Origin of the sequence: Propioniciclava sp. (assembly GCF_036744435.1) — a bacterium.
Lineage (GTDB): Bacteria > Actinomycetota > Actinomycetes > Propionibacteriales > Propionibacteriaceae > Propioniciclava.
The window spans coordinates 1-19,980 of sequence record NZ_DAIOIA010000007.1 but is presented as its reverse complement, the minus strand read 5'-3'; the positions used below and the strand labels follow the sequence as shown (position 1 = coordinate 19,980).

The following is a 19,980-nucleotide window of genomic DNA, read 5'->3' as shown; positions in this document are numbered from 1 at the left end:
TCCACGTCGACGCCGTCCTCGGCGTCCGGCGGCGCGCCACCACCACCGCCGACCCCGCGACGACGCGCGGCACCACCCCACCTTGGAGGAGAACCTATGAGCAGCAGCATTCTGGACGGACCCGGATCCCCCTATCGAGCCCAGCGCGGCCCTGTCCTGCGGGCGCGGAACTGGCACGCCGAGGGTCTCCTGCGCATGTTCGAGAACGTGCTGGAGGTGGGCGAGAACCCCGACGAGCTCATCGTCTACGGCTCCCTGGGCAAGGCTGCTCGCGACTGGGACGAGGCGCACGCCATCGCCCGGGCGCTGCTGACCCTGCAGGAGGAGCAGACGCTCGTGCTGGCCTCGGGCGCCGCGGTCGGGGTGCTGGAGACCGGGGAGTCCGCCCCCTAGTGTTGTCGGCGGTCAACAACACGGTTGGCCGCTGGGCGACCGCCGAACGCTTCTATGAGCGGGCCGCTGCGGGACAGACCATGTGGGGCGGGCTGACGGCGGGTGCCTGGCAGTACATCGGACGCCAGGGCGTCCTGCAGGGCACCTATGAACTGTTCGGCACCATCGCCCGGCGCAGCTTCGACGCGGCGCCCGGGCGCGAGGCGGACGCCCTGGCAGGACGCTGGGTGCTCACCTCGGGCATGGGCGGCATGGGCTCCTCCCAGCCCATCAGCGCGGCGATGATCGGCCTCAGCTCGTTGACCGTCGAGGTGGACCCGGCCAAGGCTTCCCGGCTCGCCGACACCGGCGCGCTCGACCTGGTCACGACCGACGTCGAGGTGGCGCTCGAGGCCCTCTCCCACGCCCGCCAGGCGCGCACGGTGGTGGCGGTCGGGCTGATCGCCAACGCCGCCGACGTCTACCCCGCCCTCGCCGCCCGCGGGGTGGTCCCCGACATCGTCACCGACCAGACCGCCGCCCACGACGCCCGCTATGGCTACGTCCCCTCCGGCTACTCGCTGACGCAGTGGCGCAGCGCACAAGCCGAGGATCCCGAGCGGCTCGAACGCGACGCGCGGGCCTCCATCGCCGCTCAGGTGACGGCGATGCTGACGTTCGCCGAGCGGGGCTCGGTGGTGTTCGAGAACGGCAACAACCTGCGCGTCCAGGCGTTGGAGCACCTCGGCGAGGACGCCGCCGGCGAGGTGAACCGCATCCCCGGGTTCATGGAGGCGTACCTGCGGCCGTTGTTCGCCCGCGGCATCGGACCGTTCCGCTGGGTGTGCCTGTCCGGTTCGGACGCCGACCAGCGCGCCCTGGACGACCTGGCGATTCGCCTGTTCGGGCAGCGCCGCCCCGAGGTCGCGCGCTGGATCGAGCTGGCCCGCACCCAGATCCCCGCCCAGGGGCTGCCCGCGCGCTCGTGCTGGCTGGGTCACGGCGAGCGGTCCGCGTTCGCGGTCGCCGCCAACGATCTGGTCGCCGACGGGACGCTGGAGGCGCCGGTGCTGTTCAGCCGCGACCATCTCGACTCGGCCTCGATGACCCATCCGCGGATCGGCACCGAGGGGATGCGCGACGGCTCCGACGGCGTCACCGACTTCCCCCTGCTGGACGCGATGGCGCTGGCGGCCACCGGCGCCGACCTGGTCGCGATCCACTCCGGGGGCGGTGGCTATGCGGGCTGGATGCAGTCCGCGGGTGTCTCCATCGTCGCCGATGGACGCCCGGAGACGGCCGCGCGGCTGCGCCGCAGCCTGGACGCCGACACCGGCCTCGGCGTCCTGCGTCACGCGAGCGCCGGCTACGACGAGGCCGCCGCCAGCATCGCCTCCGGCGGGGAGACCGGGGCGGCGCCGCTCACGTGGCTGGGCACCCGGGGCCACCTCCCACCTCGCTGAACCGGTCGCACCTCGCGCACCGGTCGCGTGCGCGAGAGCCAAGGGAACCGGGGCCCTCCGGTCCCGAGACGCTATCGCCGACACCCCTGGCACAACCACCCATCCGTCCCACAACCCAGGAGCACACCATGAAAGAACTGACCCCCATCGATGCCCGCCACGCCGTGCTGGGAGGCGGTCTGCTCGCCTGCGGCGGGGGCGGCTGGAAGCATCACGGGGAACTCATGGGGAACCTGGCCACCGCGTTGGAGCGGCCGGTGCTCGCCTCGGTCGACGAGGTGCCCGCCGATACATGGGTGGCGACCGTCACGGCTATCGGAGCGCCCGCAGCGAAAAACTGGGAGATCCGGCCCGCCGACTACGTCCATGCGCTGCAGGAGCTCATCCGCGCCGCCGACGTGCCCATCGGCGCGGTGATGACCGCCCAGAACGGCTACTCCACGACCCTCAACGGATGGATCCAGTCGGCGATGCTCGGCGTCACCGTGCTCGACACCGCAGGCGATGTGCGCGCTCACCCCACCGGGAAGCTCGGCGGCCTCGGCCTGGGGGAACGCCCCGGCTATGCGTCCATCCAGGTGGTCAGCGGCGGCAACCGGGAACTGCACGGCCACTTCGTGTCGGTGAACCGCGGCAACCTCAACACGGTCGACGACGTGCTGCGCGACATCTCGGTGCGGGTCGGCGGATTCATCGCCTCGGCGCGCAACCCCGTCGAACTCGATTGGGTGAAGGCGAACGGAGCCCACGGGTCCATCTCCCTGGCCCTGGACCTGGGGGCCGATATCGCCGCCGCCCGCGAGGACGGCCCCGACGCCATCGTCGCCGCCGCCCAGGCCAGGCTTCAGGCCGACCTGATCGACGAGGGACCGTTGCGCATCGAGAAGCGCACCCGCACCGTCGGAGGCTGGGATCGAGGCACCTTCCGGATCGGCGAGCACACCGTGCCCTACCTCAACGAATACATGGCCGTGGAGCACGCCTCCGGTCGCGTCGCGACCTACCCCGACACCATCGTCATCCTCGACAAGGCGACCGGCGAGGGACTGGCCGTCAAGGACGCCGCCCGGGGCGGCCAGGACGTCGCACTGCTGGTCTCCCCCGCCGGCCGGCTGCCCGTGTCCGGTTCCAGCATCGACCGCGCCGGCCTCGCGGAATGCGAAGCGATCATGGGGATCGACTTCCTCACCCATCTCAATCCCGCCCTGCGCCCAGGCACCGCCCGCTACACCCCCGCCCCATGAGCGACACCCTCCCTGACGTGCGAGCGGTCCCCTCCCCGGGCAGCATGGCAGCCCCCGACCTCGACACCGAGGGCGCCGCCGACGCCGCTACCCGGCTCTTCCCCGCCCCCCGGGCGACCACCTCGGCTCCCGGTGCGTCCGCGCTCCGCTGCCCCACGACCCGCGGCGTCATGAGCGGCCGCCCGCGCGTCGTCGAGATCGGCGGGGCGCTGACCACCACCGACGTCGCCGATGTCGCCATCGGTCACGCGTCGGTGCGCGTCGACCGGACGCGGATCCTGGCTCGGCTCGACGCCGCCCGGGCTGTCGTGGACGCCACCGTGCTGTCCGGCGTCCCCGCCTACGGGGTCAACCGGGGGCTGGGGCCACTGCGCGACCACGAGATCCCCGCCGAGCTGATGGGCGACTTCCAGCGTTACGTGATCCTCAGCCACGCGGCCGCCATCGGCAAGCCGCTGTCGCGCATCGAGAGTCGCGCCGCCCTGCTGACCCGCCTGAACACGCTGGCCGCGGGCGCCTCGGGCGCCTCCCCCGCCCTCTTCGAGGGGCTGCTGGAACTGCTGCTGCGTGACGTGATTCCCGTCATCCCCGACCAGGGGTCGGTGGGTGCGGCCGACCTGTCTCAGCTCGCCGCGATCGGGCAGGTCCTCATCGGTGCCGGCGAGGCGTGGCTGCCCGGACGGACGAGATCGCCCCGGGGGCTACCTCCCTCGCGGCGGCGGGACTGCCCCCGCTCGTCCTGGAGGCCAAGGACGCCCTCGCCCTGGTGGGTTCGAACGCGCTGTCGGTCGCGAGCGCGTCGCTGGCCCACCGCCGCACCGCGCTGGTCGCGGCGCGGGCCGACCTGGTGGCGGCGCTCACCCTGGAGGCGATCGGCGCGAACCTGAGCCCCCTGGGAGCCACGGTGCTGGCCGCCCGGCCGCATCCGGGGCAGCAGGTGAGCGGTCGGCGCATCCGTGAAGTTCTGGCCGACGGTGACCTCGCGCAAGGCGTCCGGCCGACCGCTTCGCTGCAGGACCCGATCTCCGTGCGCACGGTTCCGCAGGTGCATGGCGCGCTCCTGGACCAACTCGACGATCTGGAACGGCTGCTTGACGTGGAGCTGAGCTGCGCCCCCGACAATCCCTTCCTCGACGTGGACACGGGGGCGTTCATCTCGAACGGGAACTTCTCGATCACGGGCATCGCCGTGGCCTTCGACGCGTTGCGTATCGGGTTGGCGCACGTGGCCCAGTTGGCCGAGCGCCGGGTCGCGATCCTGGTCCGGCAGTTGCGCCAAGGGGTCCCGCTGGTCGGGCAGGTGCAACACGTCACCTCCGCAACCGGGTACGTGACGCCCCTGATTCTCGCGCAGACGGCGTCCGCCCTGGTGGCGCAGGTGAAGCACTCGGCGACGCCGATCTCGTTGAGCGGCACCACGGTCGGCGACGGCATCGAGGACCATGCGTCCCTGGCGTACCCGTCGATCCGGTTGACGGAGGTCGCGCTGGATCATGTGGAGCGACTGTTCGCCGTCGAAGCCCTGCTGGCGGTCACCGTCATCGCCGTGCAAACGCGCACCCGCCCGTGCCGGCTGGCGGGCCCGGTGCAGCGGCTTCGGCAGGCGATCGTCGATGTCACCCGACGTTCCCAGACCACGGCCGAGGTTGTCGACTGGGTGGTGGAGGCTCTGCGCCGGGAGCAGCGCGGCGACGATCTCGCGGAGATGCGCGCACCGGTGACGCCCCCGCCGGTGTCGTGGTTCGACCGCGACGTCGCCCGTCACGATCAACTCCACTGACCCGCCCCGGGACCGGTGGTGGCCTGGCCGTTGAGACTGGTGCGGTGGTCTCGCCCTGGAAGCTGCCAGCTTGGCGCCGGCTCATCGCTGCGGGGTGACGGACAGGCCCCCAGGTGCGGGCGCAACGGTGATGCTGCCGTGTTCATCGGTGCGGAACACGCGGGCACCGGTCTGCGTGACCGCGCGCACCGTCGAGTCCGCCGGGTGCCCGTAGTCGTTGCCGGCACCGACGCTGATCAGCGCCACTGTCGGGCTGACCGCGTCGAAGAAGGCGGCGCTGTGGCGTCTTGAGCCGTGATGGGGCACCACCAGGACGTCCGCATCCACCGCGGCCCCCAGGCGCGCGTGGGACGTCTGCGTCGACTCTTCGGCGTCGCCGGCCACCACGAGGCTGAGCCCGTCGACCTCCGCCCGGATCAGGAGCGACGCATCGTTCTCCGCGGAGGACTCGCCCTCGGAGTGGGTGGTGATCGTCGCCGGGCGGGGCGCCGCGACGATGGTGAGCGTGGCCGCACCCAGCCCCCACCGCTCGCCTCCCGCCGCGACGACGCGCGGCACCCCGGGCAGCACCTCGCCGATCGACCGGTCAGCCGCCGCGGGCGTCCGGACGCTGGAGGTCACCACCATGGCGACTCCGCGGCCGGTCAGCGCGGTGAGCCCGCCCGCATGGTCGGCGTGCAGATGGGTCAGGATCAGCAACGGGACGGCCTCCACGCCGAGTTGGTCCAGGCAGCGGCTCAGCAGCCGCGGGTCGGGACCGGTGTCGATCACGGCGGCCTGCCGGGGGCCCGTCCGCACGATGGTGGCGTCACCTTGCCCGACATCGCAGGTCGCCACCCGCCACCCGGGATCGGGCCAGCCTGGGCTCACCGGGGGCCGCACCAGCGCCACCGCCAGGGCACCGGCCAGCGTCAGCGTGGCGATCGGTCGGCGCAGGATCGCGGGCAGCACGGCGGCTGCCAGCAGACACATCGCCGCCACCACCGCCTGGGCGCCGAGGTCGGCATGCAGTGGAACTGCGGCCCCGGGCAATGCTTCGCCCCAGCGCGCCACCTGCGCGATCCCGACCGCGCACCACCCGGCCAGCCAGGCGAGTCCGTGGGCGAGCGGCATCAGCACCGGCGCGGCCAGGGTCGCCCCCAACCCCAGGACGGTCGCCGGGCCGACGAAGGGTGCCGCGGCCAGGTTCGCCAGGACCGCCACGACGCTCACCTGCCCGGCGAGCGCCACCACGACAGGTTCGGTCGCCACCTGGGCCGCCAGCGGGACTGCGAGCGCATCGGCCAGCCACCGCGGCAGCCATCGGCCCAGCGCCTCGGCAAAGGGACGCGCCCACCACAGCAGCCCGCCGGTGGCGAGCACCGACAGGGCAAACCCCACCGACAGGGCCATGGCCGGGGCGAGCAGCACCACCACGATGACAGCGACCGCGAGGCGCCGCACCCCAGCGCGTGGCCCGCCCCCGTGCCCGAGCGCCGCCAGGCCCACCAGTCCCATCGCCGCGGCGCGCAGCACGCTCGGCTCCCCCAGGCACAACAGCACGAACCCGGCCACCCCGCCCGACAACACGACGGCGATCCATCGGCCTCGCACGCCCACCCACACGGCGAGCAGCCGCAGGAAGCCGAGCATCAGCGTCAGGTTGGCGCCGGACACAGCCGTCAGGTGGGTGAGCCCGGTGGCGACGAACCGATCCCGCAGGTCATCGCTCATGGCCTCGGTGTCGCCCACCACCAGCGCGGGCACGAGAGCACGCGCGTCTTCGGGCAGCGGCGCGCACGCGGCGCGCAGCCCCTCGCGCAGGGCCCCCACCACGTTCCACGGCAGTCCGGCGTCCGCCACGTCGCTCGGGGCGCCGCGCACCCGCACCACGGCCCAGGCGGCCTCCCCGGGCTCGGGCTCCTGCAGGCGGGCTGATGTCGTGACGCGCGCCCCCAGCTGCAGTTCCGCCCACGTGCGGGCGGCGTCCCCGGTGGCCATCACGACCACGTCGGCCCTTGAGTCCCATGCCTGCCCGCGGGCCTGCAGGTGCTGCAGCGTCGCCGTCCCACGCCACAACGCCGGACGGGTGGCGGTGGCCTCCCAGGTGCGGCCCGCTCCCACCTGGACCACCACCGTCGCGCTCGCCCCCTCCCGAGCCAGGGCCGCCACCGGATCGAAGGTGGACGCGGCGGCGTGCACCACGCCCGAGAGCGCACACAGGGCACCCAAGCAGGCCACGGCTGCTGCGACGACGCTGCGGCGTCGCCAGGCCAGCAGCCCGACCACCACGACGAGGATCCCGGCGACGACGATCGCTGCCGCGGCCTCGGATCGGATCGCCGCCGTCATCCCCCAGACCGCCCCCGCCAGCAGCGGCATCACCCACACCGCCACCGGCCCGGCGGGTGCATCCTCCTCGCCAGGGGGTGGCCTCGGCTCCGGCCCAGGCCCGGAGACGGCGGCGTTCATACGCGCACGAGCGGAGTGAGCCGCTCGAGCGTCTTGGCCCCGATCCCCTCGACCTCAGCCAGTTCGTCGACGCGCGTGAACCGGCCATGTGCCTCCCGCCAGGCCAGGATGCGCTGCGCCGTCACCGGACCCACCCCCGGCAAGCCGTCCAACTGCTCGGCATTGGCCTTGTTGAGGTCCACTGGCGTGCCCGCGGCCGCACCCGTGCCCGCCGCGGCCGACGTGCCCGTGTCGCCTCGAACCTCGCCACTGGCCTCGCCGGTTCCGATCAGGATCTGCGCCCCATCGCTCAGGACCTGCGCGAGGTTGAGCTCCCCCGGTCGTGCCTGCGGCAGCAGACCACCGGCCGCGGCCAGGGCGTCCTCGACCCGTGCCCCCTCGGGCACGCTGACCACTCCGGGCCGTGCGACGGCCCCCACGACATGGACCCGGATGGTCGGCTGCGGGGTCGCGCTCGCCTCGGAGGTGAGCGGGGCCGTCGTCGCCAGTGGGGTGGGGGTGGCCGCCTCGACCGGGATGGCGCGTGCCTGGCTCATCGTCCACACCGCGGCCACGAGCCCGATCAACCCGATCGCCGCGACGACCACGAGGTGACGGCCGGTGAACCGCGCCAGGAGGGCGGCCCCCACGTCCGCTGCGGGGCGAACCGTTCCTCGGCAGACGTCAGCCCGCCTCGGCCGTCCACCCGCACCGTCGTCGGGCTGTCCGATTTCGAGTCCGCGTTCTCGAAGATCGGCAGCGTGGAAGGCAGGGCCTCGACGGTCCACACCGCGCGCACCGGGCCCTGGAGGGGCCTCGCCGCGGGGACGGGGGAACCCGGCACCGGCGGGGATCGGGCCGGGGTCGGGTGTCGGCGACGGCGGCAGCCCGTGATCGGCGTCGGTCGTGGTTCGGCTGGTCGCCGGGGCGAACCGGCTGGCCCCCGATACCAGGCGCCCCGTCGTGGCCGCGGGGCGCACCGGATACCCCGGCTCATGGGCCGGGGAGGCGCTCGAAGGAGGGATACGCCCCCTCGACGCGGGCGGCGCCCACTCAGCGGCGTTCTCCGGCTCCCGCCACGGCTCGCCCGTGTCCGGTTCGGCGCGACGCGCGCCCCGGACATCGTCCAGCAGCGCGTCGAGCCTGGCCCGGACTGCCTCGCGCGACCCTGCGTTCCTACTCATGCCGCAAGATTGGGCGGCGGCCCCGCCGCAGCGTCAGCATCGCCCGCGAATGTGGATAACCGGGATTCGACGTCTGCTCATCCACAGCCTTCCGTCTGCAGTGACGCGCACTAGCCTGCAGATCCTCGGCACGGCGCCGTTGGTCCCCACGAGCCTCATCGCCCCCTGGTGGAACGTGTCATTCCAGGCGAGCGGATGCGGGTTGGGCACCCATCTGATGCACAGAGGTGTCGTCGCCCTCGACATTGAGTCGACTGTGGAGCAGCTCGTGGTGCGTGACAGCAACAGCGACAGCGCACGGCAGCGCCTTGGACACCGGCTCGGTGGCCGGGTTCCATGCCTCATGGCAGGGGCGTTAGGTGCTCCCTGCCTGGGACACTCCGTCGTCGCTTCCCCGAACCCTTCGTCGCTTCCCCGAACGAGGCTTTCCCCGAGCGATGCTTCGACGGCGATTCGGTTTCTACCGCGGTCTCGCCGCCTGGCGGCATTTGCTCCTCGTTCCAGCTGTCGCTCCCCTAGCCTCCGAAGAGGGGGAGCAGCGTCCGCCTCTGTTCTCGCAGCGTCTCCCAGTCGTCGGGGCTGAGGGCGGCGGTGTTGATCAGGTCGAGGAGATCCACCCAGTCGGGCGGCCCGGCGACCCGGCCGAGTTTCTCCAGGCAGACCGTGTGCACGGCACCCTCCCCCGCCAGCCAGGCGCTGATCCCCAGCCCGATCAGTGCCCCGCCCGAGCAGGCTGGGACGCTGCCGCGCACCACCTGCAGCCACAACCTCTGGTGAGTGGCCGCCGTGTCCTTCGTGAGGGCCCACAGGTGGGCGTCGAGGAAGTCCTGGTCGTGAGAGGCCAGGCACAGCAGCGTCGCGTCGTCGAGGGTGAGGTCAGGGCCTTCCAGCGTGTGGGCGGCCAGGAGCGCGTCGGCGCGCGCCCGCAGATCCCTCACCCCGCCGAGCCGCGCCTCCACCCGCACGAGTGCCGCCCGGACGTCAGCCGGGGACCAGGCGGGCTCCAGCAGTGCGGTGAGTTCGTCGCGGCTGGAGCGCACCGGACGCCCTCCGAACGCAGCCCGGGCCAGGTGGACGTTGCCGACCCGGTCATAGGGGGTGCCCGTCGGGTCGGTGGGTGCCTCGTACCAGCGTTCGCCGTCGGCGACGAGGTAGCGCCGTTGCGTGCCCTCGGGCAGGTCCGCGTCCAACGCTCGCAGGGCCTCCCAGGCGCGGTGCGGGCGCGAGGACAGCCCGATGAACACGAAACATGCACTCGGGAAGCGGGCCCACAACTGGCCGAGTGCCGGGCTGAGGGTGCTGGTCGGGCCTGGTAGGTCGGTGCGCGCAGTGACGACGACCTGGTTGGCATCGACGGCGACCACGACGAGGGACTCCTCGGGGTGGAACCCCAAGAGCATGGGCAGGATCTCGACCAGGTCGGTCGTGGTGGCGATGGTGAGTCGCTCGAGGTCAGGATGACTCATGCCGGACAGTTGGGCCGGCGCCGCGCTCTGGAGCCATGATCCACAGGCTGGCGGGCCATCCACAGCCGACAGCGGTGGGGTGGCGACCGGTCAGGTAGCCTCGCCGCATGACGCAACAGTGGCCGCAGCAGGATCCCTACCAGCGCCGCCCCGTCGACATCAACGCCTACGCCCCGCCGAAGCGTCCCCGCAGTGCCCGCTGGCTCATCGCGCTCGCCGTTGTGGTGGTGGCCGCCGTCTTTGCGGTGGTGTTCATCCGGCCGGGCACCAGCACGCCCGCCCCCTCTCCCAGCGCCTCCGCGCCGACCGATTCGGCCGGTCCCGGCATGCCCTTCTCGTTGCCGGGCGCCACCAACAGCACCGGACGCTGGGAGGTGCTCAGCCACTCGTGGGAGAGCGACGAGTCTCTAGTGGTCCGGGTGAAGGTCACCGCCGATCAGGGCGCCATCACCTACGGATTCGTGATGTTCTCCAACATGGGCACGCAGGTCTACGATCCCTCCCCGGGTGCCCCCGCCCCCGAACTCGACACCGGACGCCTGGCCGCCGGCGAAGTGGCGACCGGCTACGTGCGATTCGAGATCCCCCGCGGCGACGCCACCCTCATCCTGACCACCCAGGCCGGACGCCAGATGTCCGCCCTGCCGATCACGGGCTGACGAGCCCACCCCTGCGGCAACGATTTGGCGGAACTCCCCGCGAGGAGGTAACGTTCTACCTCGTTCCGCAGGGAAACCTGGGGCTATGGCGCAGTTGGTAGCGCGCTTCCATGGCATGGAAGAGGTCAGGGGTTCGAATCCCCTTAGCTCCACCCAAAGTGTCTTACGGGAACACGCGACATCGAAAGATGTTGAGTGTTCCCGTTTCGCTTCCTTGCCTTCATTGCCGCCCTGGTGGGCTTCGCGGAAGATCGTGGCGAAGGGCTCGGCGAGTGTGGGGCGGAGCTGTTCGTCGTCGGTGATGTCCATGCGCGTGTAGAAGGCTTGGTTCGCGATCCGCCTGTCGGCGTCGCCCGAGTGCGTGTAGGCGTGGTGTGCATCGGTCAGCAGCCGCAGCGAGTCATGGAGGAACGCCCGCCCGCCCGTGTGATGCTCGCTGTGCTCGACGGCGCGGCGGTTCACGTCGGCCAGGCCCGCACGGATGCGGTCTTGGTGGCGCTTCAATGCGTCGAGGTCGATGGCGTCGGCGAAGTGCGCGGCGAGCAGGTGCAGGCGGTCTTCTTGGCGGCGCGGCCGAGGAAGACAAGCGTCGTGACATCGGACCTTGGGCGATACGGGTGATCGACATGACGCTCTCGCCGTTGTCACGGGCCGTGTGATGCGCCAACCTTCCACCCATCGAGGCTGTCGAACCGGGGGCGGACCTCATGCACCCTCACTCGAGGTTGCTGCTCCCGGGCGGCCCGCGCCTATCCATGCGTCCAGTCCCACCTGCTGACACGCGTTGTTTTCGAGAGCTATCTATCTTAATCTACTTAGGTGACCCTAAGAGGAAGTACGGCCTGGGGCCGGGGCCGGCGTCGGCCGGGCCGTCCGCCGGCCATCGGAGAGGCAGAGATCGCCGAGGCGGTGCTCGCGGTCGGGTTCCGGGATCTGACCTTCGCCGGTGTCGCCGAGCGGCTGAGCGTCGGGCAGGCCACCTTGTACCGGCATGCTGCGAATCGTGACGCGCTGGTCCGGATGGGGCTGGATCTGGCGTTGCGGCGCATCGAGTGGCCCGACCTGGAGGGTTCCTGGCGCGAGTTGCTGGAGCGGTGGTCGCTGGCGTCCTGGCACGCCTGGGAGCATTACCCCGGTGCGGTGACCGAGGCCACCCGTGGCGTGGTGCCCGCGTCGATGGTGGAGTTATCGGATCGCATCGGGCTCGCCCTGGTCGACCGCGGTTTCTCACCGCGCAATGCGGTGCTCGCCGTCGACCTGGTCTTTGATTTGGCCGCCGACAGCCGACGCGGCGTCGAGGCGATGGCCGCCACGTTGGAGTCGCAGCCCGCCTCCGTGCGCCAAGCGATGGAGGCCGAATGGGCCACGCAGCACGGCTCCAGCGAGGCCGCGGCGCAACTACGCGGGGAGATGGTGCGGGCCATCCGCGAGGATCCGGCGGCGTGGTTCCACGGGAAGCTGCGCATCGTCTTGGCCGGAATCGACCACGAACTCGCCCCCGAGCACACCCACGAGGAGCAGCGATGACCACGACCACCCATGCAGACCCGCCGACTGAGGCGTCCGCAAAGAACGAAGCCACCGAAGAGAAGGGCGTGGAGGCTCCCGATCCGCAGGCGCTCTCCGCGCTCATCTCCCCGGTGCGCGGGGCCATCGTGACCGCGGTGCTGCTGCAGATCGTCGGCTCCGTCGCCGCGATCGCCCCCCTACATCGGGATCGCGGAGCTCGCGAAACTCTTCATCGCCCAGGGGGCCGCCGCTCCCGCAGGGACCGTGTGGGCCATCGCCGGGGTCGTCGTCGGGGGGTTCGTGCTCCGTACGGTGCTGAGCGGCGGCGCGTTGTCGGTGACGCACTTCGCCGACACGCGCATGCAAGGCATCCTGCGCCGTCGCATCGTGGAGCGGCTCGGCCGGGTGCCGCTGGGCTGGTTCACCCAGCATTCCTCGGGACTGGTGCGTAAAGCCACCCAGAACGACATCAACGACATCCACTACCTCGTCGCGCACGGCGCCGTGGAGACGACCGCCGCGATCACCGTGCCGCTGGCTGGCATCGGCTACCTGCTGTGGCTGGATTGGCGCCTCGCGATCCTCGGGGTGATCACGATCCCCATATACCTGGCCGTCTACGCATCTATGACGCGCGGTTTGGGCGAGAAGATGCGCGAGATGAACGCGGGCATCGCCAAGATCAGCCAGACCATCGTCGAGTTCGTCTCCGGCATCGCGGTCGTCAAGACCTTCGGCCAGACCGGACGCGCCCATCAGGCCTATCGCGAGGCGGCGATCGAGTTCGGGGACGCGTACGGCGCCTGGGTACGACCGATGCTGCGCACCGACGCCCTGGCCACCATCGCCATCTCCGCCCCGGTCGTGCTGCTGGTCAACCTGATCGGAAGCACCTGGTTCGTGAGTTCCGGCTGGGTCAACCCCGTGGACGCCGTCGTCGCCGCCCTCGTGGCGATGACCCTGCCCACGGCCATCATGACCGTCAGCTTCAGCATGCAGGCACGCCGCCAGGCCGCGGCCGCCGCCGGCCGGCTGGTCACCCTGCTCGACACCCCCGTCCTTCCCGAACCGGCAGACCCCCAGACCCCGACGTCGGCCCAGGTGCGTTTCGAGGGGGTCGGCTTCAGCTACGACGGCGAACACCGGGTGCTGAACGACATCACCCTCGACCTGGAACCCGGGACCGTCACCGCGCTGGTGGGCCCCTCGGGCTCCGGCAAATCGACGCTGGCCACCCTCCTGGCGCGCTTCCACGATGTCGAGGCGGGGCGGATCCTGCTGGGTGGCGTGGATCTGCGCAACATCGCGACCGCCGAGCTCTACCGGCACGTCGGGATGGTCCTCCAAGACGTGCAGCTCGTGCGGGCCAGCGTCGCCGACAACATCCGGCTGGCGCTTCCGGACGCCTCGCTGGAGCAGGTGCGTACCGCGGCCCGGGCGGCGCAGATCGATGAGCGCATCCTCGCGCTGCCGCGCGGCTACGACTCCGTCATCGGGGAGGACGCGCTGCTCTCAGGCGGCGAAGGCCAACGCGTCTCGATCGCGCGGGCGATCCTCGCGGATCCTCCGGTCCTCATCCTCGACGAGGCGACCGCCTTCGCCGACCCCGAGTCAGAGGCCCGCATCCAAGACGCCCTCGCCCACCTCGTCCCCGGACGCACGCTCCTGGTGATCGCGCACCGGCTGGCGACCATCGCCGGCGCAGACCGGATCGTCGTCCTGGACCGGGGACGCGTCGCGGAATCCGGCACGCATGAGGAACTCCTCGCCGAAGCAGGCCTCTACGCACGCATGTGGCGCGCCTACGAGCCGACACCCGATCACGAAGGAGCACTGGCATGATCCGCCAGCTTCGCACCATCCTGGGCCCCGACCATCAGCGCGGCTACACCGTTTTCCTCATCTGGGTGGCCGCCTACGGCATCCTCCAGGGCGCGGCCGTGAGCCTGCTCGTTCCGATTGCGCGCAGCCTGGTCGCGGGCGACTACCCGGCCACATGGCGGTGGATCGGCGTGCTGGCGCTGGTCGTGCTGCTGTGCGCCGTCGCGCACTACGTGCAGGCGATGCGCGGCTTCTCCATCGCGATCACCGTGCTGCGCACCATGCACCTCAACATCGGCGACCACCTCGTCCGCCTGCCGCTCGGCTGGTTCGCCGGACGCGTCGGCAGCATCGCCCAGATCGCGTCGAAGGGCACCCTGGCCGCAGGCACCGCGGCCGCCCACCTGATGACGCCGCTCGCCGTCGCCATCGCTGCGCCCGCCACCGTCGCCGTCTTGATGCTGTTCTTCGACTGGCGCCTGGGGCTCGTCCTCGTCGCATCCTCCCCGCTCATCTGGGCCGGTGGACGGCTCGCCGCCTGGTTCGTCGCGCGCAGCGAACAGCGCACCCACGACACGGCGGTCGAAGCCAGCGACCGGGTCATCGAGTTCGCCCGGAACCAGGGAGCCCTCCGCGCGGCCGGACGCACCGGCGGCGGACGGTACCAGCCCCTGGACGACGCCATCGAGGCGCAGCAACGCGCGGTGCGCACCAGCCTGACGGACTCGCTGCTCGGCCTCCTGCTCAACACGATCGTCATCCAGTTCGTCTTCGCGGCGGTCATCGTCCTCGCCGCCTTCCTCGCCCTGGGCGGCACGCTCAGCGGCGTCGACCTGCTGGCGCTGCTCGGCATCGCGACCCGGTTCGTGCAGCCCCTCAGCGACATCGGCGAGTTCGGCGGCGCCGTCCGATCGGCCAGCGGCGAACTCACCCGCATCCAAGAGGTGATGGACACCGCACCGATGGACGCCCCGGCAGCGTCCACTTCCCTGACCCAGCCCGGACGCGTCACGTTCGAGAAGGTCGACTTCGGTTACGAGCCGGGCACGTCGGTCCTGACCGACATCACCTTTGCCGCCGAGCCCCAGACCCTTACGGCCTTGGTGGGCCCGTCAGGATCGGGCAAGACGACCATGACGCGGCTCATCACCCGCTTCTACGACGTCGACTCAGGCGCGGTGCGCGTCGGCGGGGCGGACGTGCGCGACCTCACCACCGAGGATCTGATGGCGCAACTCGCCCTGGTGTTCCAGGACGTCTACCTCTTCGATGACACCCTGCGGGGCAACATCCGTCTGGGCCGCCCCGCCGCCACCGAGGCGGAGATCGACGAGGCCGCGGCGCTGGCAGGCGTCACCGAGATCGCCGAACGGCTCCCGCACGGCTGGGACACCCGCGTCGGGGAGGGCGGCTCGGCCCTGTCCGGGGGTGAGCGCCAACGCGTCTCCATCGCCCGCGCGATCCTCAAGCAGGCCCCCATCGTCTTGCTCGACGAAGCCACCGCCGCCCTGGATCCAGAAAACGAACGCTACGTGAACCGCTCGCTGGCCCGGCTCCGGGAGCGGGCGACGCTTCTGGTGATCGCCCACAAGCTCACCACGGTCGTCGAGGCCGACCAGATCCTCGTCCTCGACGAGCACGGCGCCATCGTCGAGCGAGGCCGGCATCCCGAACTCCTGGCTGCGGGGGGCCGCTACGCCGACTTCTGGAACGAGCGCTCCCGGGCGGCGGGCTGGCGGCTGATCGACGCCGACCAGGGCGCGCCGGTCGTCACCGCCTAACACCGCGCGCCTCCTCTGAACCCGCGACCAACCCATTCGAAAGGCACCGCCATGTCCTCGCCGACTGCCCCGACCGCAACCAACCGCCTCGGGGTGCGCGATCTCGCCACGATCGGGATCTTCACCGCCCTCCTGTTCGTGCTCAGCATCGTCACCGGAACCGTCACCTCCCTCCACCCGATGGTGTACCTCTTCAACCCGGCCCTCCTCGCGCTCCTGGGCGCCGTGTTCTACGCGATCATCGTCACGCGCGTGCAGAAGAGGGGAGCCGCCTTCCTGACCGCCACGATCTTTGGCGTCGCCTGGGGCGTGCTCGGAGGATGGCCGCTGACGGTGCTCATGCTGATCGCCGGAGTGTTCGGCGAGGTGGTGCTCGCCCGCGGCGGCGCCGCGAAGCTCTCCCGCATCACGGGTGCGTGGATCGCGTTCACGCTCGCGAACTACGGCGGCGTGTTCGGCGCGGCGATGTTCGCGGCCGACTCGTTCCGGGCCTCCGGTGAGGGCATCGGGCAGGACCCCGGCTACATCAATGACGTGATCAGTGCCGCGCAAAGCCAGCTGGCGCTCGTCGCCCTCGGCGTCATGGTCGCCCTCGCGGTGGTGGTCATGCTGTTCGCGCGACGCATGCTGCGCAAGCACTTCTCACCCGGGCAGGCATAGGTGACCAGTGGTCCCCTGGTGACCACCGCAACGGTTCACTCGCCGCGACCACGCATCGTCCTGGATCCCCGGACCGTCCTGGTGCACATCCTGCTGATCGGCACGGTGACGTTCAGCCTGCACACGCTGGCAGCCACCGCCGTGTTCGTGCTCCTCACAGCCGCATTCATCGCTGTCGTCGCGAGCCCGCGCGGGGGTGCGGCGATGGTCGTCCTGTGGGTCGTGTTCGCCGGGCTGAGGGCGTCGATCGAGCTCTGGGCGGCCGCGACCCCGCTGAGCCTGCTGATCCCGACGCTGACCGTCTTCGTGCGCATCGGCCCGCTGATGGGCGCCGGCCTGCTGTTCACCCGGGCGCTGAGCGTGTCACGTTTCGTGGCCGCCCTGGAGCGCCTCCGCGTCCCGCGGGCCGTCACGGTCACGCTCGCGGTGATGCTGCGGTTCACGCCCACGATCGGCTACGAACTCCGCCAGATCGCCGACGCGCTGCGCACCCGAGGCATCCCGCTGACCCCTCTCACGTTGCTGCGCGCCCCCGCCCGGACGGCCGAACTCGTCGTGGTCCCGCTCGTGCAGCGGTGCACGACGATCGCCGAAGAGCTCAGCGCCGCCGCCATCACGCGCGGACTGGAACGGCCCGGAACCAGAACCACCCGCATCCCGCTCCGCTTCAGCGCGGCCGACGCCGCCTACCTCGCCCTCCTTGCGGTCGCCACCGCGGTGGTGGTCGGCGTCGAAGGCGGCGTGGTGCGCTGATGGGCACGGGCGTCACCTTCGACCACGTCACCTTCACCTACGCCGGACGCGAAGCGGCGAGCATCACCGGGGTCGGCCTGACCATCGCGCCCGGCGAGTTCGTCGTCCTGACCGGGGCGAGCGGGTGCGGCAAATCCACCCTCGTCAAGGCGGCGTGCGGGCTGATTCCGCACGCCTATCCGAGCACCCTGACCGGCACCGTGCGGATCGGCGACAGCGACATCGCGACGATGCGGAGCTGGGAGATCGCGCAGCGCGTCGGCGTCGTGTTCCAGGACCCGCGCTCCCAGTTCTTCACCACCACCGTCGACGACGAGATCGCGTTCGCGTGCGAGAACCTCGGCATGCCCACCGCGCAGATCGACGCCGATGTGACGCGGGCCGCCCGCCTCACCGGCATCGGGAACCTGCGCGGACGACCCATCTTCGGGCTCTCGTCCGGGCAAAAGCAGCTCGTCGCCCTCGCCTCGGCGATCGCCGCGCACCCCGACGTCGTCCTCTTGGACGAGCCCTCAGCCAACCTCGACCCCGACGCGACCGCGCGGCTCGGCTCCGTCCTCGACCGGCTGCACGATCTGGGCCACACCATCGTCGTCGCCGAGCACCGCCTTGCGTTCCTCACCGGACGCGCCGACCGGATCGTCCGCCTGGACGAGGGGGCCATCACCCACGCATGGCCAGCGGCGGTGGCCCGGGCGTTGCCCGCCGAGCGGCTCCGGGAGCTGGGCTTGCGCGCCACCCGCGACGCCCCCACCCCGGACCCGGCTGAGCCGAGCGCGCACGCGCCGACCGCCCGGCCTGCCGAGCCGGACATTCAGGTGCCGATCACTCACCGTGCAGAACCGAGGACGCGCGCCGCGAACGACTCGGCGTCGGGCCGGAAGCTGTCCCTTCAGGAGGCGACGGCGCGGGCAGGACGAGCGACGGTGCTGCAGCGGCTCACCCGCGACATCGCCGCCCGCCCCGGCGAGATCGTCGCGATCACGGGCCCCATCGGCGCGGGCAAAACCACGCTCGCCCGCGTGATCGCCGGCCTCACCCCGCTGCGTTCGGGCGCCGTCCAGGTCGACGGGGCGACCCTGACCACACGCCAGCGGGTACGTCAGGCGTTCTTCGTGATGCAGGACACCGACTACCAGCTCTTCAGCGACACCGTCGCCCACGAGCTGCTGCTTTCCAACCCGAAGCTCACCGACGACCGTTCCCGGCAGATCCTCGACGAGCTGGGCCTGACCGGTCGCGACTCCGACCACCCGCTGAGCCTGTCCGGGGGGCAGAAACAGCGCCTCGCGATCGCCGCGGCGGTCGCCAGCGGCGCCGACATCCTCGTCTTCGACGAGCCCAGCAGCGGACTCGACGCCGACAACATGCGGCGCGTCGCCCACCTCCTGGAAGACCTCTCCGCTGCGGGGGCGCTGGTGATCGTCACCACTCACGACGAAGAACTCCTCCAGGAAGTCCCCCACACCCGCATCCACCTCACCCACGAGCCGACCTCGTAAGGAACCACACCCATGGACACAGACCCGACAGCGACGGACACCCGCCACAAGCCGCAGATCCCGCTCCTGCTGGCCGCGGTCTTCCTCGCCTACCTCGGCCAGATGACGCTGAACCCGATCATCGCGCCGCTGTCGCGCGAGGTGGGCCTGGCCGAATGGCAGGTGGGCGTCACCATCAGCGCCGCCGCGATCATGGTGGTCGCCACCAGTCAGTTCTGGGGGCGCCGATCCCAGTCCTGGGGCCGCAAACCGGTCCTCGTGGCCGCCTTCGCCCTCGGGACCACGGTGATGGCGCTCTTCGCGCTGCTGGCCCACCTGGGGATGACGGGCGTCATCACCGGCACCGCCCTCTTCCTGCTGTTCGTGCTGCTGCGGGGCATCGGATTCGGCACGGCGCTGGCCGCCGTCCCGCCCACCGCCCAGGCCTACATCGCCGACGTCACGACCGACGGGGAAGCCCGCGTGAAGGGCCTGGCCGGGGTAGGCGCCGTCCAGGGCATCGCCATGGTGGGGGGCTCCGTGCTGGGCGGTGTCCTCTCCGCGGCCGGGATCCTCACCCCGTTGATCGTGGTTCCGCTGCTGTTGTGCGTCGCGCTCCTGCTTCTCATCTTCCGGCTGCGCCGTGAACCGAGCCAGGAACTCATCGAGCGGCCCGCCCACGTCAGCCCGTTCGATACGCGGGTGTGGCCGTTCCTGGTCGCCGGATTCGGCATGTTCACCGCACTCGGCTTCATTCAGGTCATCGCCGGGTTCATCGTCCAGGACCGCCTGCACCTGGACTCCCGCACCACCGGCCTCGTCACAGGCGGGGTGCTGCTGGCCGCGGGGGTGGGCATGATCGTCGCCCAGGCGATCGTCGTTCCCCGCAGCCGCTGGACGCCGCCCACCCTGCTGCGCGTCGGCGGCACGGTGGCCGTCCTCGGGTTCGCGCTGCTGATCCCCGACCTCGGTGCCGTGGCACTGTTCGCCGCCATCTTGCTCATCGGTTTCGGCCTCGGCGTCGCGACGCCCGGCTACACGGCCGGGCCGACACTGCTGGTCAGCCGGGAGGAGCAAGGCGGGCTCGCCGGGCTCGCCGCCGCCACCAGCGGCCTCAGCTTCGTCATCGCCCCCACGGCAGGCACCGCGCTCTATGGGTGGTGGGCTCCGCTGCCGATCATCATCGCCACCGGCATCATGGCGCTCGTCACCGGTTTCGTCCTGGTTCATCCCCGCTTCCGAAGCACGGCCCCGACCCCAGCGGGGTGAGAACGGTCTCTCAGGAGGAGGCCATGTCCGCCTGGGCGCTCCAGTTCGCCAGGAAGGCGTCGATCTCGGAGGCGGTCGGCGCGGTGGCGGGGCCTCGGCGGGTGACCT

At 71.5% G+C, this 19,980-nt stretch carries 14 protein-coding genes, 1 tRNA gene and 2 pseudogenes; 14 read left to right on the top strand and 3 right to left on the bottom strand.

All coding sequences use genetic code 11. From position 1 onward, the window contains the following. The first annotated feature begins 96 nt into the window (after positions 1-96). From V7E09_RS01815 to V7E09_RS01800, 4 genes and pseudogenes are all read left to right on the top strand, one after another. Positions 97-1,835: pseudogene (locus V7E09_RS01815) on the top strand (urocanate hydratase). A 128-nt stretch (positions 1,836-1,963) separates the two neighbouring features. Then, positions 1,964-3,079, top strand: coding sequence for an S-methyl thiohydantoin desulfurase domain-containing protein (locus tag V7E09_RS01810; RefSeq protein WP_324522945.1), 1,116 nt, complete (start codon positions 1,964-1,966; stop codon positions 3,077-3,079). Continuing rightward, positions 2,992-3,756: pseudogene (locus V7E09_RS01805) on the top strand (aromatic amino acid lyase); the annotation flags it as partial. The gene V7E09_RS01810 and the pseudogene V7E09_RS01805, both read left to right, overlap by 88 nt. Further along, positions 3,747-4,859: an aromatic amino acid lyase gene (locus V7E09_RS01800; protein ID WP_324522944.1), complete on the top strand. Its 1,113-nt coding sequence runs from the start codon at positions 3,747-3,749 to the stop codon at positions 4,857-4,859. The pseudogene V7E09_RS01805 and the gene V7E09_RS01800, both read left to right, overlap by 10 nt. Positions 4,860-4,940: 81 nt before the next feature. Here the strand turns inward: V7E09_RS01800 and V7E09_RS01795 are convergent, their stop codons facing one another. The 3 genes from V7E09_RS01795 to V7E09_RS01785 all read right to left on the bottom strand — a co-directional run bounded on the left by V7E09_RS01795 (position 4,941) and on the right by V7E09_RS01785 (position 9,939). Then, positions 4,941-7,220 carry a ComEC/Rec2 family competence protein gene (locus tag V7E09_RS01795; protein WP_324522943.1) on the bottom strand — a complete coding sequence of 760 codons (2,280 nt, stop codon included), beginning with the start codon at positions 7,218-7,220 and terminating at the stop codon, positions 4,941-4,943. Positions 7,221-7,306: 86 nt separating this feature from the next. Next, complete coding sequence (locus V7E09_RS01790; protein ID WP_324510292.1) at positions 7,307-7,939, bottom strand: helix-hairpin-helix domain-containing protein; 633 nt, start codon at positions 7,937-7,939, stop codon at positions 7,307-7,309. Between the two features lie 1,049 nt (positions 7,940-8,988). Further along, on the bottom strand, positions 8,989-9,939 hold the full coding sequence (locus V7E09_RS01785; RefSeq protein ID WP_324510291.1) for a DUF4192 domain-containing protein: 951 nt from the start codon (positions 9,937-9,939) through the stop codon (positions 8,989-8,991). A gap of 107 nt (positions 9,940-10,046) precedes the next feature. On the opposite strand from V7E09_RS01785, the gene V7E09_RS01780 reads away from it, so the two are divergent. From V7E09_RS01780 to V7E09_RS01735, 10 genes are all read left to right on the top strand, one after another. Beyond that, on the top strand, positions 10,047-10,598 hold the full coding sequence (locus V7E09_RS01780) for a hypothetical protein (RefSeq protein ID WP_324510290.1): 552 nt from the start codon (positions 10,047-10,049) through the stop codon (positions 10,596-10,598). Between the two features lie 79 nt (positions 10,599-10,677). Continuing rightward, positions 10,678-10,750 (top strand) — tRNA-Ala (locus V7E09_RS01775). Between the two features lie 43 nt (positions 10,751-10,793). Further along, complete coding sequence (locus tag V7E09_RS01770) at positions 10,794-11,219, top strand: hypothetical protein (RefSeq protein WP_324510289.1); 426 nt, start codon at positions 10,794-10,796, stop codon at positions 11,217-11,219. A gap of 198 nt (positions 11,220-11,417) precedes the next feature. Beyond that, a complete protein-coding gene (locus tag V7E09_RS01765) occupies positions 11,418-12,125 on the top strand; it encodes a TetR family transcriptional regulator (RefSeq protein ID WP_324510288.1) in 708 nt (235 codons plus the stop codon). 183 nt (positions 12,126-12,308) lie between these two features. Next, on the top strand, positions 12,309-13,949 hold the full coding sequence (locus V7E09_RS01760) for an ABC transporter ATP-binding protein (RefSeq protein ID WP_324510349.1): 1,641 nt from the start codon (positions 12,309-12,311) through the stop codon (positions 13,947-13,949). Further along, positions 13,946-15,709 (top strand): ABC transporter ATP-binding protein, encoded by a 1,764-nt coding sequence (locus V7E09_RS01755; RefSeq protein WP_324510287.1) that lies wholly within the window; start codon positions 13,946-13,948, stop codon positions 15,707-15,709. Before V7E09_RS01760 ends, V7E09_RS01755 begins: the two co-directional genes overlap by 4 nt. A 51-nt stretch (positions 15,710-15,760) precedes the next feature. Continuing rightward, positions 15,761-16,369 (top strand): MptD family putative ECF transporter S component, encoded by a 609-nt coding sequence (locus V7E09_RS01750; protein ID WP_324510286.1) that lies wholly within the window; start codon positions 15,761-15,763, stop codon positions 16,367-16,369. An 18-nt stretch (positions 16,370-16,387) separates the two neighbouring features. Further along, the gene (locus tag V7E09_RS01745; RefSeq protein WP_324510285.1) at positions 16,388-17,122 is read left to right on the top strand and encodes an energy-coupling factor transporter transmembrane component T; all 735 of its coding nucleotides are present in this window, start codon (positions 16,388-16,390) and stop codon (positions 17,120-17,122) included. Then, a complete protein-coding gene (locus V7E09_RS01740) occupies positions 17,122-18,624 on the top strand; it encodes an ABC transporter ATP-binding protein (RefSeq protein WP_324510284.1) in 1,503 nt (500 codons plus the stop codon). Before V7E09_RS01745 ends, V7E09_RS01740 begins: the two co-directional genes overlap by 1 nt. Positions 18,625-18,636: 12 nt before the next feature. Continuing rightward, the gene (locus tag V7E09_RS01735; RefSeq protein WP_324522942.1) at positions 18,637-19,872 is read left to right on the top strand and encodes an MFS transporter; all 1,236 of its coding nucleotides are present in this window, start codon (positions 18,637-18,639) and stop codon (positions 19,870-19,872) included. Positions 19,873-19,980 lie beyond the last annotated feature (108 nt).